The sequence below is a fragment of the Couchioplanes azureus genome, assembly GCF_014648355.1.
Classification (GTDB): domain Bacteria; phylum Actinomycetota; class Actinomycetes; order Mycobacteriales; family Micromonosporaceae; genus Actinoplanes; species Actinoplanes azureus.
The window spans coordinates 119,104-134,937 of sequence record NZ_BMQY01000007.1 but is presented as its reverse complement, the minus strand read 5'-3'; the positions used below and the strand labels follow the sequence as shown (position 1 = coordinate 134,937).

Sequence of the window (15,834 nt, the reverse complement as noted above, 5' to 3'; positions counted from 1 at the left end):
GAGCCCTCAGCGGAACCGGGGCGTCTCGCCGGCGGCCGAGGTGAGCGGCTGACCAGGGCTCCGGTTCAGCCCGGGGCAAGGAGGCAGAACTCGTTGCCCTCCGGGTCGGCCAGGACCGTCCACGGGACATCGGTCGGGCCCAGGTCGACGGCGGTGGCGCCGAGCGCCCGCAGTCTGGCCGCCTCGGTCTCCGCGTCGTCACCCGGGTAGGGGCGCACGTCGAGATGGACGCGGTTCCACACGCTCTTCACGTCGGGTGTGCGGACGAACCGCAGATACGGGCCGACGCCCTGGGTGGACCGCATGACCGCGTGGTCATCGGTCACGTCGTGCACGGTCCAGTCCATGGCCTCGCCCCAGAAGCGAACCAGGGCCCGGGGATCCGCGCAGTCGACCACCACCGCGGCGATCGGTCCGGTGTCGCGGTGGAGCGGCCGGGGGTCGAGCACGCAGAACTCGTTGCCCTCCGGGTCGGCCAGGACCGTCCACGGGACGTCGCCCTGGCCCACGTCGGCGGGTGTCGCGCCGAGATCCCTCAGGCGCGTGACCACCTCCGCCTGGTGGGCCGCCGAGGTGGTGGCGAGGTCGACGTGCACGCGGTTCTTCACCGTCTTGGGTTCCGGGGAGACGACGAGGTCGACGCAGACAGCGACCGGGTCCGGGTAGACGAAGCCCTCGGGTTCGAGGTTGGTCACGCCGGGTCCCTCGCTGGAGACCCCCCAGCCGAGCACCTGCGCCCAGAAGCCGCCCAGCGCGGAGTCGTCCCGGGCCTTCATGGTGATCTGCACGAGCCGCGTAGCCATGCCGGCGATCTTAGGGCCCGAGCGCCGAGGAGGCCGGGCGGCCTACGCGGACAGGCCGCCGAGGAGGGCGGCCCACGCGGGCCGGCCGCCAAAGGGCCGGCCTACGCGGGCAGGCCGTCGAGGCGGGCGAGGACCTGGAGCATCACCTCGTCCGCTCCCGCGCCGATCGAGGTCAGCCGGGCGTCGCGGAGGGTGCGGGCCGTCCAGGTCTCCTCCAGGTAGCCCATGCCACCGTGGAACTGCAGGCACCAGTCGGCGACCTCGCGCTGCAGCCGGCCCGCCTTGAGCTTGGCCACCGTCGCCAGGCGGGTGATGTCCTCGCCGGCCATCCGGGCCTCGCAGGTGATCAGGTTGTGGCTGCGCAGCAGGTCCACTTCGGCCTGCAGCTCGGTGAGGCGGAAGGCGACGTACTGCCGGTCGGCGAGCGGGCTGCCGAAGACGGTGCGGTCGTGGACGAACTGACGGGTGCGGTCCAGGGCGTACTGGCACTGGCCGACGGCGGTGTACGCGGCGAACATCCGCTCGATGACGAACTGCTGCATCTGCTGCTGGAAGCCGCGGCCCTCCCGGCCGATGGTGTTGGCGACCGGGACGCGCACCTCGTCCAGCACCAGCTCGGCGGTGTCGGAGCAGCGGTGGCCGAGCTTGTCGAAGGTGCGGGCGACGTGGAAGCCGGGAAGGTCGGTGGGCACGACGATCTGTGACATGCCCTGGTATCCGCCCTCGTCCGAGGTGCGGGCGAGCAGGCAGAGCCAGTCGGCCTGGGCGCCGTTGGTGATGTAGAACTTGCGGCCGGTGATGACCCAGTCGTCGCCGTCGCGGACCGCGCGGGTGCGCAGGCGGGCGACGTCGGAGCCGGTGTCGGGCTCGGTGACGGCGATCGAGACGACCGCGGTGCCGGCGACCGCGGGGGCGAGGTAGCGCTGTTTGAGCTCCTCGGAGCCGTAGTCGTGCAGCGACGGCGTCGCCATCATCGCCTGCACGCCGAGGGCCATGCCGACGCCGCCGGCGTGGATCCGCCCGTACTCCTCGGCGGCCACCATCTGGAAGCTGTGGTCGGCGCCCTCCCCGCCGTACTCCGCGCCGTACTCCAGGCCGAGCAGGCCCAGCTTCGCGGCCTTGGGGAACACGTCGTGCAGGGGCACCCGGCCGGCCGCCTCCCACTCGTCGACGTACGGGTTGATCTCGGTGTCGACGAAGCGGCGGACGCTGGCGGCGAAGGCGCGGTGGTCCTCGTTCAGGCGCATGGGCCGACGCTAGCGAAGCCGACCCGCCGAAAACAAGCACGCTTGATTGTTTTTCTTCGCTGTGCCAATCTCACCGGCATGACAGCCGCCGAGACGCTGCGCGTCGGCAACTGCTCCGGGTTCTACGGCGACCGCCTCGCGGCGATGCGCGAGATGCTCGAGGGCGGTGAGCTCGATGTGCTCACCGGGGACTACCTCGCCGAGCTCACCATGCTCATCCTGGGCCGCGACCGGATGGCCGACCCGGCCGCCGGCTACGCCAAGACCTTCCTCGCCCAGCTGAAGGACTGCCTGGAGCTGGCCCTCGACCGGGGTGTCCGCATCGTCGCCAACGCCGGTGGCGTCAACCCGCCGGGCCTGGTGGCCGCGATCCGCGACCTGGGCCTGGACGCCCGGGTCGCCCTGGTGCGCGGCGACGACCTCACCGCCCGCGCCCGCGACCTCGGCCTCGGCAAGCCGCTCGGCGCGCACGCCTACCTGGGCGCCTTCGGCATCGCCCGGGCCCTCGCGGCGGGCGCCGACGTCGTCGTCACCGGGCGGGTCACCGACGCCTCGCTGACCGTCGGGCCGGCGATCGCCCACTTCGGCTGGGAGCGCACCGACCTCGACGCGCTCGCCGGGGCCACGGTGGCCGGTCATGTCATCGAGTGCGGCACCCAGGCCACCGGCGGCAACTATGCGTTCTTCACCGAGATCGCCGACCCGGACCGCCCGGGATTCCCGATCGCCGAGATCCGCCGCGACGGCTCCAGCGTGATCACCAAGCATGCCGGCACCGGCGGCGCGGTCACCGTCGGCACGGTCACCGCCCAGCTCGTCTACGAGGTGGGCGACGCGCGCTACGCCGGTCCCGACGTCACCACCCGCCTCGACAGCGTCTCGCTGCGGCAGGACGGCCCCGACCGGGTCGAGATCACCGGCGTACGGGGTGAGCCCCCGCCGCCCGACGTCAAGGTCTGCTGCACCTCGATCGGCGGCTACCGCAACGAGCTGACCGTGGTGCTGACCGGGCTGGACGTCGAGGCCAAGGCCGCGCTGTTCCGCCGCCAGTTCGAGGCCGCCGCCCGCGGCGCCGCCCCGGCCGAGCTGACCTGGAGCCTGGCCCGGCTGGACGCCGCCGACGCGCCGACCCAGCAGCAGGCGTCCGCCCTGCTCACCGTGGTCGCCCGTGACCCCGACGAGAAGGTGGCGGGACGGGCGTTCACCAGTACGGCCATCGAGCTGGCGCTGGGGTCGTACCCGGGCTTCTTCAGCACGGCCCCGCCGGGGCGCGCCCACCCCTATGGCGTCTTCACCGCCGGGTTCGTGCCGCAGGACGTGCCGCTCCACGAGGTCGTCCTGCCCGACGGCGGCGTCGTGCCGATCGATCCGCCGGCCCGGACGCAGGCCCTGGAACCGCATGCCGGCCCCCGTCCCGAGCCGTGGGCCGCCGAGGCGGGGCCGGCCCGGCGGCTGCCGCTGGGCACGCTGGCCGGGGCGCGCTCGGGCGACAAGGGCGGCGACGCCAACATCGGCCTGTGGGTGCGCGAGGACGCGGCGTACCCGTGGCTGGCGAATCTGATCACCGAGGACACCGTGCGCCAGCTGCTGCCGGAAGCCGCCGGCCTGCCGGTGCGCATCACCCGGCTGCCGGCCGTCCGGGCCGTGAACATCGTCGTCGAGGGGCTGCTCGGCCTGGGCGTGGCCTATCACGCGCGGTTCGACCCGCAGGCCAAGGGCCTCGGCGAATGGCTGCGCTCGCGGTACGTGGACATTCCCGAATCGCTGCTCCGCGAAGGTGAGGAGGCCCGGTGACCGTGCTGCGCTCCACCCTGGACACCGGCACCGAGGAGGCCCGGGCCGCCCGCAAGGCCATGCTCGCCTCGCTCGAGGAGATCGGCGCCGAGACCGCCAAGGCGGTGGCGGGCGGCGGCGAGAAGGCGGTCGCCCGGCACCACGCCCGGGGCAAGCTCACCGCCCGCGAGCGCATCGAGCTGCTGCTCGACGAGGACGCGCCGTTCCTGGAACTGGCCGCGCTGGCGGGTTACGGGTCGCCGTTCACCGTGGGCGGCAGCGTCGTGGCCGGCATCGGGGTGGTCAGCGGCGTGGAGTGCCTGCTGATCGCCAACGACCCCACGGTCAAGGGCGGCGCCAGCAACCCGTGGTCGCTGCGCAAGACGCTGCGGATGCACGAGATCGCGGAGCAGAACCGGTTGCCGGTCATCGCGCTGGTGGAGTCCGGGGGCGCGGACCTGCCCACCCAGAAGGAGGTCTTCATCCCCGGCGGCGCGGTCTTCCGCAACCTCACCCGCCTCTCCGCCCAGGGCATCCCGACCATCTCGCTGGTCTTCGGCAACTCGACGGCCGGCGGTGCCTACCTGCCCGGCATGAGCGACCACGTGGTCATGATCGAGAAGCGGTCCAAGGTGTTCCTCGCCGGCCCGCCGCTGGTCAAGGCCGCCACCGGCGAGGAGTCCGACGACGAGTCGCTGGGCGGCGCCGACATGCACGCCCGGGTGTCCGGGCTCGCCGACCACTACGCCCTCGACGAGCAGGACGCCATCCGGATCGGCCGGCGCATCGTCGCCCGCCTGAACTGGCGCAAGGCCTCCGGCCCGGCGACCGCAACGCCGAGAGCACCCCGGTACGCCGCCGAGGAACTGCTGTCCATCGTGCCGCCCGACCCCAAGTCCCCGTTCGACCCGCGCGAGGTCATCGCCCGCATCGTCGACGACAGCGACTTCGACGAGGTCAAGCCCCGCTACGGCGACTCGCTGGTGACCGGCTGGGCGCAGCTGCACGGCTTCCCGATCGGCATCCTGGCCAACGCGCGCGGCGTGCTGTTCAGCGCCGAGGCACAGAAGGCGGCCCAGTTCATCCAGCTCGCCAACCAGTCGCGCACTCCCCTGCTGTTCCTGCACAACACGACCGGCTACATGGTCGGCAAGGAGTACGAGCAGGGCGGCATCATCAAGCACGGCGCCATGATGATCAACGCGGTGTCGAACTCGGCCGTCCCGCACATCTCCCTGCTCATCGGCAACTCGTACGGCGCCGGCCACTACGGCATGTGCGGCCGCGCGTACGACCCCCGGTTCGTCTTCGCCTGGCCGAGCGCCCGCTCCGCGGTGATGGGCGCCCAGCAGCTCGCCGACGTCACCTACATGGTGTCCCGGGCGTCCGCGCTGGCCCAGGGCAAGCCCTTCGACGAGGAGGGTGCGCAGGTGGTCCGCCACATGATCGAGCAGCAGATCTCGGCGGAGGCGATGCCCGCCGTGCTGTCCGGCCTCGTCTACGACGACGGCATCATCGACCCGCGGGACACCCGCGACGTCCTCGGCGTCGCCCTCTCCGCGATCCACACCGCGCCGGTCGAGGGCACCGGCACCTTCGGCGTCTTCCGGATGTGAGGCCACGATGACGGATCTGAGGCCCGCGACGACGATCACGAGCGTGCTGGTCGCCAACCGCGGCGAGATCGCCCGCCGGGTCTTCGCCACCTGCCGCCGGCGCGGCCTGGCCACCGTGGCCGTCTTCTCCGACGCCGACGCCGGCAGTCCGCACGTGCGGGAGGCCGACAGCGCGGTCCGTCTGCCGGGGGTCACGCCGGCCGAGACGTACCTGCGCGGCGACCTGCTCGTCGAGGCGGCCCGGCGCGCCGGCGCCGACGCCGTGCACCCCGGATACGGCTTCCTCGCCGAGAACGCCGGGTTCGCCCGGGCGGTCATCGAGGCCGGCCTGACCTGGATCGGCCCCGACCCGGAGACGATCGAGGTGATGGGCTCGAAGGTCGCCGCCAAGGAGCGCATGGCCGCGGCCGGCGTGCCGGTACTCGGCCTGCTCGACCCGGACGCCATCACCGAGGCGGACCTGCCGGTGCTCGTCAAGGCATCGGCCGGCGGCGGCGGGCGGGGCATGCGGATCGTGCGTACGCTCGCCGACCTGCCCGGCGCCGTGGCCTCCGCCGCCCGGGAGGCCGGCGCCGCGTTCGGCGACCCCACCGTCTTCTGCGAGCGGTACCTCGAGGCCGGCCACCACGTCGAGGTGCAGATCATGGCCGATGCGCACGGCACGGTCTGGGCGCTCGGCGAACGCGAGTGTTCCCTGCAACGCCGCCACCAGAAGGTCATCGAGGAGGCGCCCTCCCCACTCGTCGACCGCATCGGCGGCGACCTGCGCGAGCGCCTGCTCGCCGCCGGCCGTGACGCCGCGGGCGCCGTCGGCTACCGCGGCGCCGGCACCGTCGAGTTCCTCGCCGACTCCCGCGGCGGCTTCTGGTTCCTCGAGATGAACACCCGCCTGCAGGTGGAACACCCGGTCACCGAGTGCGTCACCGGCACCGACCTGGTCGCCCTCCAGCTCGACGTCGCCGCGGGGGTCGCGCTGCGCGGTCCGGAGCCGGCGATGACCGGGCACGCCGTCGAGGCCCGCCTGTACGCGGAGAGTCCCGCGGACGACTGGCGCCCGCAGACGGGCACCGTGGTCACCTTCGACGTCCCCGGCGTCACGGCGCGCTTCGGGCCCGCCGAGGACGGCATCCGCCTCGACTCCGGCGTCGAGGACGGCAGCGTCGTCGGCACCCACTACGACGCGATGCTCGCGAAGGTGGTCGCGTACGCGCCGACCCGGGAGGCCGCCGCCCGCCGGCTCGCCGCCGCGCTGCGCCGTACCCGGGTCCACGGCGTCACCACCAACCGCGACCTGCTGGTCGCCAGCCTGCTGCACCCGGCGTTCCTGGCGGGCACCGCCGACACGAGCTTCTACGCCACCCACCCGCCGGCGTCGCTCACCGCCGGAACCGGGCTCGACCCGGCCCTCGGCGCCGTGGTCGCGGCCCTGTCCGACGCCGCCGCCGGGCGCGGCCCGCTGCTGCGCGGCGTCACCAGCGGCTTCCGCAACATCCCGGTCGGCTACCGCAGCCGCACGTACGCCGCCGGCGACCGGGAGATCGAGGTGCGCTACCGCTTCGGCCGCGACGGCCTGGAGGTCGCCGGCATGAGCGGGCTCACCCTGGTCGAGGCCGGCGCCGCAACGGTCGTCCTGGACGTCGACGGCGTCCGCCGGACCTGGACGGTGGGCCGCTTCGACGACCGGGTGGTGGTGGACGGCCCGCAGGGCACGGCCGAGCTGCGCCGCCTCCCCCGCTTCACCGACCCGTCGGCACAGCTTCCGGCGGGTACGCTGACCGCACCCATGCCCGGCACCGTGGTCCGGGTGGAGGTGAAGGCGGGCGACACGGTCGTGGCTGACCAGCCGCTGCTCTGGCTGGAGGCGATGAAGATGGAACACGTGGTGCGGGCCCCGGCGGACGGCACGGTGACGGACCTGCCGGTCACCGTCGGCCAGCAGGTCGGCCAGGGCACCACCCTCGCCGTGGTGGCGGGCCCGGATGACTGATCCCAAGCAGGAGCGCTCCCGGGCGACCCGGCAGCGCCTGCTGGAGACGACCATCCGGTGCCTGGCCGAGCACGGCTGGGAGCTCTCGACCGTCGGGTTCGTCGCCGCCGAGGCCGGCATCAGCCGGGGGGCGGTGCAGCACCATTTCCGTACGCGCGAGGCCCTCATCCTCGCCGCCCTGGAGCACATGTTCGAGGAGCGGGCGGCCCTGCTCGACGCGCTGCCCGACCCGGACTCCGGCCCGGACCGCATCCACACCGTGGTGACCGGCCTGGTCGACGCCATCGGCGGCGAGCTCTTCCGCGCCGCGCTGCAGGTGTGGACGGTGGCGGCCGCCGATCCCGAGCTGCGGGCGGCGGTGGTGCCCCTCGAGCGCCGCTTCGCCCGGGGAGTGCACCGCCGGGCCGTACGCCTGCTGCGGGTGGACGACTCCGACCCGGAGATGCGCGGCCTGATCCAGGCGACCCTGGACCTGGCCCGCGGCCTGGCCCTGGCCGACGTCCTGACCGACGACTCCCGCCGCCGCGCCCGCGTGGTCCGCGCCTGGTCGGCCCAGCTCGCCGCGGCGCTGTCCGCCGCGGCGGCCCGGCCCGGGACAGGCGCGGCGTCGTCCCGCTGAGCCCCCACGGCCGTCCTATGCTCGGGGCATGGCGATTCAGCGGATGGACCACGTCAGCGTCGTCGTCGACGACCTCGAGGCCGCCATGGCGTTCTTCGCCGAGCTCGGCATGGAGCTCGAGGGCCGGGCGCCCATCGAGGGAACCTGGGTGGACCGGGTGGCCGGCATGGACGGCCTCCGCGTCGAGATCGCCATGATGCGTACTCCGGACGGCCACGGCCGGGTCGAGCTGACGAAGTTCCACCATCCGGCCGCGGTCGGCCCCGAGCCGGGCAACACGACGCCGAACCTGCGCGGCCTGCGCAGCATCATGTTCGCCGTCGACGACCTCGACGACGTGGTCGCCCGGCTGGGCAGCCACGGCGCCGAGCTCGTCGGCGAGACGGTGACCTACGAGAACGTCTACCGGCTCTGCTACGTCCGCGGTCCCGAGGGCATCATCGTCGCCCTGGCCGAGCAGCTCACCGGAAGCGACGGAGCCGACGAGCCGGGTACCGTCTGACCGATGTTCACCGGCTTCCATCTCGACCAGGTGGACGTGGGTGAGGTCACCCTCCTCGGCCACGACCGGTTCGCCGTGGCCGGACACGACCGGGGAGCCCTGGTCGCGTTCCGCACCGCGATGGATCACCCCGAGGCGGTGACGCACCTGGCGGTCATGGACGGCCTGCCGGTCGTCGAGCACCTCGAGCGGACCGACGCCGCCTTCGCGCGCGCCTGGTGGCACTGGTGGTTCCTCGGCCAGACCGACAAGCCCGCGGAACGCGTGATCTGCGCCGACCCGGACGCCTGGTACCGCACCCCCGGGCCCGCCGCGATGGGCCCGGGCAGTCATGCCGACCTCTGGGCGGCCCTGCGCGACCCCGCGGTCGGCCACGGCATGTGCGAGGACTACCGGGCCGGCCTGGGCATCGACCGCGACCACGACGAGGCCGACCGGCGAGCCGGCCGGCAGGTCACGTGCCCGGCCCTGCTCCTGGAATCCGCCGACGACGACCTGGACATCCACGGCGACCCGGCCGCGATCTGGGCCCCCTGGCTCGCCGGCCCCTTCCGACACCGCGTCGTCGACTCCGGCCACCACCAGGCCGAGCAGGCGCCCGCCGCCGTCGCCGAGGCCCTGCTCGACCTCCTCTCCCGCTGAGACGCCCGAGGCGCGACGCCGGCCGCGGCCAAGGGCGAGGTCGAGCTGCGTACCCGCCGCGGCCGCAGGACAAGGCGGTGCCGCCGTGCTCAGCCGAACGCGGCTCCGATGATCTGCTGGGCACGGCCGGGCATCTCACCGCCCATGCGCAACGTGTTCACCGAGTAGACGAGCCGGCGGCTCAGGTCGCGGGTGGCGCCCATGCCGCTCGTGTACCCCGGCCGGTCGCCCGTCTTGCCCCACAGAGTCAGCGCGCCCACCTGGAACTTGCCGATTCCCATGCCGTACGACGCGGGCGGGTTGTTGTCCGGATCCTGGTCGCCGTCGAAGGCGGTGGTGTCCGGCGGGACGGTGAACATCAGCTCGAGCTGTGCCGGTGGCAGGAGCTTTCCGCTGAACAGCGCCACCATGAAACGATCCAGGTCCGCCGCGGTCGACACGATACCGGCGGCCGACCACTGCAGCGACGGGTTGGCCGCCGTGACGTCCACCCAGCCCTCGTCCGTGGTTTCGTAGCCGTGGGCGTGCGGGCCGGTGATCCGGGGGTCGTCCACCGGCGTGGTCGTGCCGTGCAGGCGCAGCGGCCGGATGATCCGGTCGCGGATCTCCTTCTCCCAGCTGTTCCCGGTGACCTGCTGGATCAGCAGGCCGGCCATCCAGTAGTCGGCATTGCCGTACCTCTGGTGCTCCCCGGGATCGAAGGCGGGCGGGCGCGTCAGATCGAGCTGGCTGCCGTCCGCCCAGTGGTCGTAGCGGTGCGCGAAGAACCATTGCGGGGTCTTGTGCGGCACGCCCACACCGTTGAGCCCGCTCGTGTACGTCAACACCTGCCGGACGGTGATCGGCGGATAGTCGGCCGGCAGCAACCCGGGTCGGTAGTGCTGCACCGTACGGTCCAGGTCGAGGCGGCCCTCGGCGACGAGCTGGAGCGCGACCACCGCCGTGAAGGCCTTGGTCATCGAGCCGATCCGGAACCGCCCGTTCTGCGGCACGCCGGCCCCGGTACGCACGTCTGCCACGCCGGCCGTGCCCTGCCAGCAGCCCGCGCTGCCGCGGATCTGCACCAGCGCACCGCTGGCCTCGGCATCCGGCAGGCGGCCCGTCCCGGCGGAAGCGGCTCCGATCGCCGCCTCCAGCCGGCTCTCGGACAACAAGGGCAACGTCGTGGGTGCGGAGGGTGCGAGAAGGCATTCCCGCGGTCCGGCAACCGCCGCCGACGGTACGCCGGCAGCACCGGCCACGATCGCCGTCGCGGCGGCGGCAGCGAGGATACGAGTACGTTTACGCATGCCTGCACTCTGCCCGTCCGCACTGGACGGTCACTCCGGTGAATCCCCTCCGCACACCCTGATCTTCGCTCCGGCAGCACCCTGATCGCGCCATCGGCGGCGCGGCTCACCAGTAGCACTGCAGCGTCATGTCGTCGGCGCGGACGAACTTGGCGCCGCTGCTGTTGCCGATGATCACCTTCACGAACACCGGGTTGACCCCGTTGAGCGCCCAGCGCCTGGTCGAGACTGGCTGATAGCCGTTGCCGCCGACGAAGGGATAGTTGCTCGCCAGCAGGTGGGCCTGCCCGTCCCAGACCTCGATGCCCACCTGGGCGGCGCCGGCCGACTGCACGTAGATCTGTGCGGCACACTGCGCATACCACGGCGCGGCGTTCGTCGGCGCCCAGAACCCCTCGAAGGCCCATCCGTTGGTGGCGAACAGCCATCCGTTGTTGGCGCCGGAGCGGGCGGTTCCCTGGTTGATGTCGAAGCCGGCGGATGCCTGGCCTCCGGTCGCCCGTACCCAGGCGCCCTGAGGACTGACCTCGAAGCCGTCCTGGACCTGCGACAGGGAGGCCTGGGCCACTCCGGCGGTGCCGGCGAGAACGACCGCCGACAGCACGCTGGCGACCGCACCGGCGCGGGCTCCGCGCGCCATGGCGGCGAGGACGGTGGGTGTGGATTTTCCGGTGCGCATGGTCGGATCCCCTCGGCAGACGATGTCGTACCCGGGCGCCGGGGGGAAGCGGTCACGGTGGCCGCGGCCGGGCCGAACCTCGCCTGGGACTCTGGACCCGGGCCGGCGCGCTGTCGAGACGAATGACGCATGTCGGACATGAGCGCGATGCGGGTCCGGGGCGGCGGCGGAGGTGCGATCGCACCGGGTGAGCTGCGTCCCAACGCTCAATTCCGGAGGCGCCCCGGCCGATGTTCGGGTGGAGGTACCTGATGTCCATGCCATTGTCGAAGCTGCCCGCCAAGCGGATGGGCGCCATCTGTGTCGCGCTGTACCTGATCGCCTACGGCGTCCTGGTCGGCGTGGTCCGTCCGGGTCTGGCGGAGGCGGCCGCCGCCCTGCCGGCCGGCTCCCCGGCACGCGAGAGTGCCGAGCTGGCCGCCTCGGCCCTGTGGTGGGTGTGGGTCCTCGTGCTGCCGGCCGCGATCTACGTGCACCTGGCGTCCATGAAGTCGATCATGATGTCGCTGGGCAAGGCCAGCAAGGCCATCATCCAGGCCGAGAAGGGCGACCTGACCGCCCGCATCCACGTTCCGGGCGCGGACGAGATGGCGCAGATGGCCGCCGCGTACAACGTCATGATGGAACGGGTCGCCGAGACGGTGCGCGGCATGCGGGAGACCGCCGAGGAGCTGAACCGCTCGGCCGCCGAGCTCAACCGGGCCAGCGGCACCATGACCTCGACCGTGGACGCCACCGCCGAGCAGCTCGACGCGGTCGCCGGCTCGGTCGGCCGGACCACCGAGGACATCTCCGAGATCGCGGCCGGCACCGGCCAGATGCGCGAGGCGATCACCGAGATCAGCACCAACACCTCGGCCGTGACCCAGGCCGCGCACGGCGCGGTCGAGCGGGCCGGCATCGCGGTCGCCAACGTGGAGCGGCTGCGTGACTCAGGCCGGGAGATCGGCGAGGTGATCCGCTCGGTCCAGGCCATCGCGGCGCAGACCAACCTGCTGGCCCTCAACGCCACCATCGAGGCCGCCCGGGCCGGCGAGGCGGGCCGCGGCTTCGCCATCGTGGCCGGCGAGGTCAAGGACCTGGCCCAGGCCACCGCGGAGGCGACCGAGGAGATCACCCGCCGGATCGAGACGATCCAGCAGGAGACCGACGGCGCGGTGCACGCGGTCGGCGACATCACCGACGTGATCCAGGCGATCGCCGACTACCAGCACACCATCGCCTCGGCGGTCGAGGAGCAGACCGCGACCACGGCCACGATGGCGGCCAGCGCCGGCGTGGCCACCGGGAGCGCCGAGGTGATCGTGTCGGCGCTGGAGACCGTGCGGGGCGTGGCGGGCGAGGCCCGCGGCGCCTCGGCGGCGACCCGGCAGGCGGCCGAGGAACTGGCCGCGATGTCGGACCGGCTGACGAAGCTGGCGGCCTCCTTCCACTGACGCCCGAGGCGCCGATGCGGCGGTGGTCACGTCGGACGTGACCACCGCCGCATCGGCGTGGGTGCGATGCCGCCGCTCTGCGGCTCAGCTGTTGTCGGTCGCCTCGGCGGAGAAGACCAGCGCGTCCCGGCGCCGGCGGACGACGAGGAGGACGACGCCACCCGCCACGAGGACCACGCCGGTCAGCGCGACGCCGGTCACCGCCGCGCCGGTGAGGGGCAGGCTGCCGGAGTCGCCGCCGGTGGCCTCGCCGCCCGAGACGGGTCGACCGATGGCACTGCCCGAGCCGGAGGCGGTACCACCGTCGGATCCGCCGTCCGTACCCCCGTCCGTGCCGCCGTCGGTGCCGCCGTCCGTGCCGCCGTCGGTGCCGCCGTCCGTGCCACCGGTCGGGCCGGGGTGGGCCGGCGACTCGGAGGCCGACGGGGTCGGCTTCGGCGTCTCGCCGCCGCCGGCGGCCGGGCAGGTGTGGGTGAGGTTGAACTTGTCCGCCTCGCCCGTGACGACCGCGGACGCACCGGTCAGCGTCCAGCCCGCCGGGGTGGCGATCCAGGCCTTGCTCGCCCCCTTGTCCGTGACGACCGCGCCGCCGTCGGCCGGGATGGTCAGCGTTCCGTTCCCGCCGAACGTCGCCGTGACCGAGACGAAGTCGCCCACCTTCTTGTGGTTGCCGGGAAGGACGAACACCCACACGTCCTCGCCCCGGTGCGGGCCGCCGCCGAAGTTGTCGTCGCAGTCGTGCGTCCCGTACGCGGACGCGGTGGTGGGCACGTTGCCGGGGTTGACGGTGACCGTCGTGCCGGCCAGGGCGGGCGACGCGGTGCCCAGCCCCGCCAGGACCACCGCCCCCGCCGCGGCGGCGAGCCTACCCCGCAGTTTCATCCCCATCGCGCGATCCCTCCTATGTGCCCGTGCGAGCGTCCCGAGGGGTGATCCGACCAGACCACGGCCGGAGCGGCGACCGGTGGTTCGGGTGATCCGCGGGGAGGAACCGCCCGGCGTCCGCGGACGAACGGACAGACATTCGCCTGGCGCGGATTCTGGTGTAACGCCCACCGGCAGCGTTGAGTCGCTCCGACTCAAGAGGGGCGCAAGAAACGGGAGGAAAGCGGCTTGGCCGGCAGATCGGGCACACTGCCCAATCAGGACATCGCGCGGGCGGGCCGGCGTGGCAACCGTACCCGAAGCGCTCGCTTCCCGGCCGGGCGCCGGACCCCGGGAGCAGCGCCTCCACGGGCACGCCGGGGTCGGCCAGGCGGCCGGCGGGGACACGCACCCGGTCCCGGACGAGTTGCTTCAGGTGCTCGCCGACGTCCCGGACGTTCGCGGACCTCTCGCCCGGGCACCCGCTCCACAGGGGCAGCGAAGGTGGGCCGGCTGGTGCTCGTGGCTCTCCTCGGATCGGGCGTGCAGGTGTGCCGGCGCGGTCAGCGGCGCAGACCGGCGAGGGCGAAGAACTCGGCCCGGGTCTCCGGGTGGTCGCGGTGCAGCCCGAGCAGCGCGGAGGTGGTCGTCGTGGTGCCGGTGGCGCGTACGCCGCGCAGCGACATGCACAGGTGCTCGGCCTCCAGCACGACGGCGACGCCCTTGGCGTGCAGGTTGTGCTGCAGGCAGTTCGCGACCTGCCGGGTGAGCCGCTCCTGCACCTGCAGACCGCGGGCGAAGTGCTCGACGACCCGGGCCAGCTTCGACAGGCCGACGATGCGCTGATCCGGCAGGTAGCCGATGTGCGCGACCCCGTGGAAGGGCAGCAGGTGGTGCTCGCACAGCGACCGGAACGGCACGTCGCGGACCAGCACCAGCTCGTCGTACCGGTCGTCGTTGGGAAACGTCGTGAGGACGAGCGGCTCGGGGGTCAACAGCTCGGCATAGGCGGCGGCGACGCGGCGCGGCGTGTCGAGCAGGTGCTCGCAGGTGACGTCCTGCCCGAGCGCCACCAGCAGTGCCCGGACGGCGTCGGCGGCGGCCTCGACGTCGACGGGTGCCACGGCCGGGAGGAGGCGCAGGTGCGCGGGGCCGCCGGCCGGGCCGGCCCCTCGCGTACCCATCCATGCGGTGCTGGTCACTGGAGCTCCTTCGGACAACGGCGCCGACGACCCGCGGCGAGCTTCTAACGGAGGTTTCCGTCGACGTTAGAATCCTCGCATCTGTTTCGTCAACCCGTGTATCCGATAGAGAGGTCCTACGGCGTCGCCGCCTCGTCGAGGAGGCGGCGCAGCTCGGCGACGTCCTTGACGCGTTCGGCGCGGGTGGCCGCCAGCGGGGACACCAGCAGCGTGGTCACCCCCGCCGCGGCGAACTCCGCCAGCCGGTCGCGGAGCTCGCCCGCCGGGGCGACCAGCGAGGTGTCGCGGACCAGGTCGCCGGGGACCGCGGCGGCCGCCTCGGCGCGGCGGCCGCTGAGGAACAGGTCCTGGATGCGCTCGGCCTCGCGCGGGTAGCCGTAGCGGCGCACCAGGTCGTTGGAGAAGTTGCGGCCCCGGGCGCCCATGCCGCCGATGTAGAGCGCGAGCTGCGCGCGATGACGGGCGAGCAGCGCCGGGTCGGGGTCGGCCACGGCGAACGGGACGGGCACCATCACGTCCAGCGGGCCGAGGCCCGGGCTGCGCCGCGCCAGGCCCTCGGCGAGCGGTCCGGCGAAGACCCGGGAGGCGGCGCGGGGGGCCAGGAACAGCGCCTGCCAGCCCTCGGCGATCTCGGCGGCCAGCGCGACGTTGCGCGGTCCCATCGCGGCCAGCAGGACCGGGATGCGCTCGCGGACCGGCCGGTTGATCAGCTTGAGCGGCTTGCCGAGGCCGGTCCCCCGCTCCGGCGGCAGCGGGATCCGATACTTCTCCCCCTCGAAGACCAGCGTCTCGCGGCGCCAGACCCGCCGGCAGATCTCGACCACTTCCCGGGTACGGGCGAGCGGCGCGTCGTAGGCCACCCCGTGGAAGCCCTCGACCACCTGGGGGCCGGAGGCGCCCAGCCCCAACGCGAAGCGGCCGCCGGACACGTAGTCGAGCCCCGCCGCGGTCATCGCGGTGAGTGCCGGGGTGCGGGTGTAGAGCTGCATGACCCCGGACGCGAGCGTCATCCGCCGGGTGCGCGCCGCGAGGTAGCCGAGCTGGCTGACCGCGTCGAAACTGTACGCCTCCGGCACGACGACGATCTCCGCGCCGGCCGCCTCGTGCTCGGCGACCTCCTCGACGGCGGCGGCGAAGCCCTCGCCGCTGTATCCGAGCTGGATCCCGAGACGCAC

Annotated in this window: 14 protein-coding genes; 7 read left to right on the top strand and 7 right to left on the bottom strand. The window is 73.4% G+C overall.

What is annotated here, in order from left to right:
* Positions 1-65 precede the first annotated feature (65 nt).
* Positions 66-803: a VOC family protein gene (locus tag IEY99_RS24245; RefSeq protein ID WP_189206360.1), complete on the bottom strand. Its 738-nt coding sequence runs from the start codon at positions 801-803 to the stop codon at positions 66-68.
* Between the two features lie 101 nt (positions 804-904).
* Positions 905-2,050, bottom strand: a complete 1,146-nt coding sequence (locus IEY99_RS24240) for an acyl-CoA dehydrogenase family protein (RefSeq protein WP_189206359.1) — start codon at positions 2,048-2,050, stop codon at positions 905-907.
* Positions 2,051-2,128: 78 nt separating this feature from the next.
* On the opposite strand from IEY99_RS24240, the gene IEY99_RS24235 reads away from it, so the two are divergent.
* Genes IEY99_RS24235 through IEY99_RS24210 form a run of 6 tightly spaced genes read left to right on the top strand, consistent with a single transcriptional unit; the run spans position 2,129 to position 9,189 of the window.
* Positions 2,129-3,844: an acyclic terpene utilization AtuA family protein gene (locus IEY99_RS24235; protein WP_189206358.1), complete on the top strand. Its 1,716-nt coding sequence runs from the start codon at positions 2,129-2,131 to the stop codon at positions 3,842-3,844.
* On the top strand, positions 3,841-5,439 hold the full coding sequence (locus IEY99_RS24230; protein WP_189206357.1) for an acyl-CoA carboxylase subunit beta: 1,599 nt from the start codon (positions 3,841-3,843) through the stop codon (positions 5,437-5,439). The genes IEY99_RS24235 and IEY99_RS24230 overlap by 4 nt, the downstream gene beginning before the upstream one ends.
* Positions 5,440-5,446: 7 nt before the next feature.
* The gene (locus tag IEY99_RS24225; protein WP_189206356.1) at positions 5,447-7,426 is read left to right on the top strand and encodes an acetyl/propionyl/methylcrotonyl-CoA carboxylase subunit alpha; all 1,980 of its coding nucleotides are present in this window, start codon (positions 5,447-5,449) and stop codon (positions 7,424-7,426) included.
* A complete protein-coding gene (locus IEY99_RS24220) occupies positions 7,419-8,045 on the top strand; it encodes a TetR/AcrR family transcriptional regulator (RefSeq protein WP_189206355.1) in 627 nt (208 codons plus the stop codon). The genes IEY99_RS24225 and IEY99_RS24220 overlap by 8 nt, the downstream gene beginning before the upstream one ends.
* A 28-nt stretch (positions 8,046-8,073) precedes the next feature.
* Complete coding sequence (locus tag IEY99_RS24215) at positions 8,074-8,547, top strand: VOC family protein (protein ID WP_189206354.1); 474 nt, start codon at positions 8,074-8,076, stop codon at positions 8,545-8,547.
* A 3-nt stretch (positions 8,548-8,550) separates the two neighbouring features.
* Positions 8,551-9,189, top strand: a complete 639-nt coding sequence (locus IEY99_RS24210) for an alpha/beta fold hydrolase (protein WP_229799197.1) — start codon at positions 8,551-8,553, stop codon at positions 9,187-9,189.
* Positions 9,190-9,278: 89 nt separating this feature from the next.
* On the opposite strand, the gene IEY99_RS24205 is transcribed toward IEY99_RS24210, so the two are convergent.
* Together IEY99_RS24205 and IEY99_RS24200 are read right to left on the bottom strand one after the other, a co-directional pair.
* Positions 9,279-10,478 (bottom strand): serine hydrolase domain-containing protein, encoded by a 1,200-nt coding sequence (locus tag IEY99_RS24205; RefSeq protein WP_189206353.1) that lies wholly within the window; start codon positions 10,476-10,478, stop codon positions 9,279-9,281.
* 106 nt (positions 10,479-10,584) lie between these two features.
* Positions 10,585-11,157: a hypothetical protein gene (locus IEY99_RS24200; protein WP_229799196.1), complete on the bottom strand. Its 573-nt coding sequence runs from the start codon at positions 11,155-11,157 to the stop codon at positions 10,585-10,587.
* Between the two features lie 251 nt (positions 11,158-11,408).
* On the opposite strand from IEY99_RS24200, the gene IEY99_RS24195 reads away from it, so the two are divergent.
* Positions 11,409-12,593, top strand: a complete 1,185-nt coding sequence (locus tag IEY99_RS24195; protein ID WP_189206352.1) for a methyl-accepting chemotaxis protein — start codon at positions 11,409-11,411, stop codon at positions 12,591-12,593.
* 84 nt (positions 12,594-12,677) lie between these two features.
* Here IEY99_RS24195 and IEY99_RS24190 read toward each other — a convergent pair whose 3' ends face one another.
* The 3 genes from IEY99_RS24190 to IEY99_RS24180 all read right to left on the bottom strand — a co-directional run bounded on the left by IEY99_RS24190 (position 12,678) and on the right by IEY99_RS24180 (position 15,834).
* Entirely contained in the window at positions 12,678-13,481 is an 804-nt protein-coding gene (locus IEY99_RS24190; protein ID WP_189206351.1) for an LPXTG cell wall anchor domain-containing protein, read from the bottom strand.
* A 539-nt stretch (positions 13,482-14,020) separates the two neighbouring features.
* Positions 14,021-14,659, bottom strand: coding sequence for a GTP cyclohydrolase I FolE (gene folE, locus IEY99_RS24185; RefSeq protein ID WP_229799195.1), 639 nt, complete (start codon positions 14,657-14,659; stop codon positions 14,021-14,023).
* Between the two features lie 116 nt (positions 14,660-14,775).
* The gene (locus tag IEY99_RS24180) at positions 14,776-15,834 is read right to left on the bottom strand and encodes an LLM class F420-dependent oxidoreductase (protein WP_189206350.1); all 1,059 of its coding nucleotides are present in this window, start codon (positions 15,832-15,834) and stop codon (positions 14,776-14,778) included.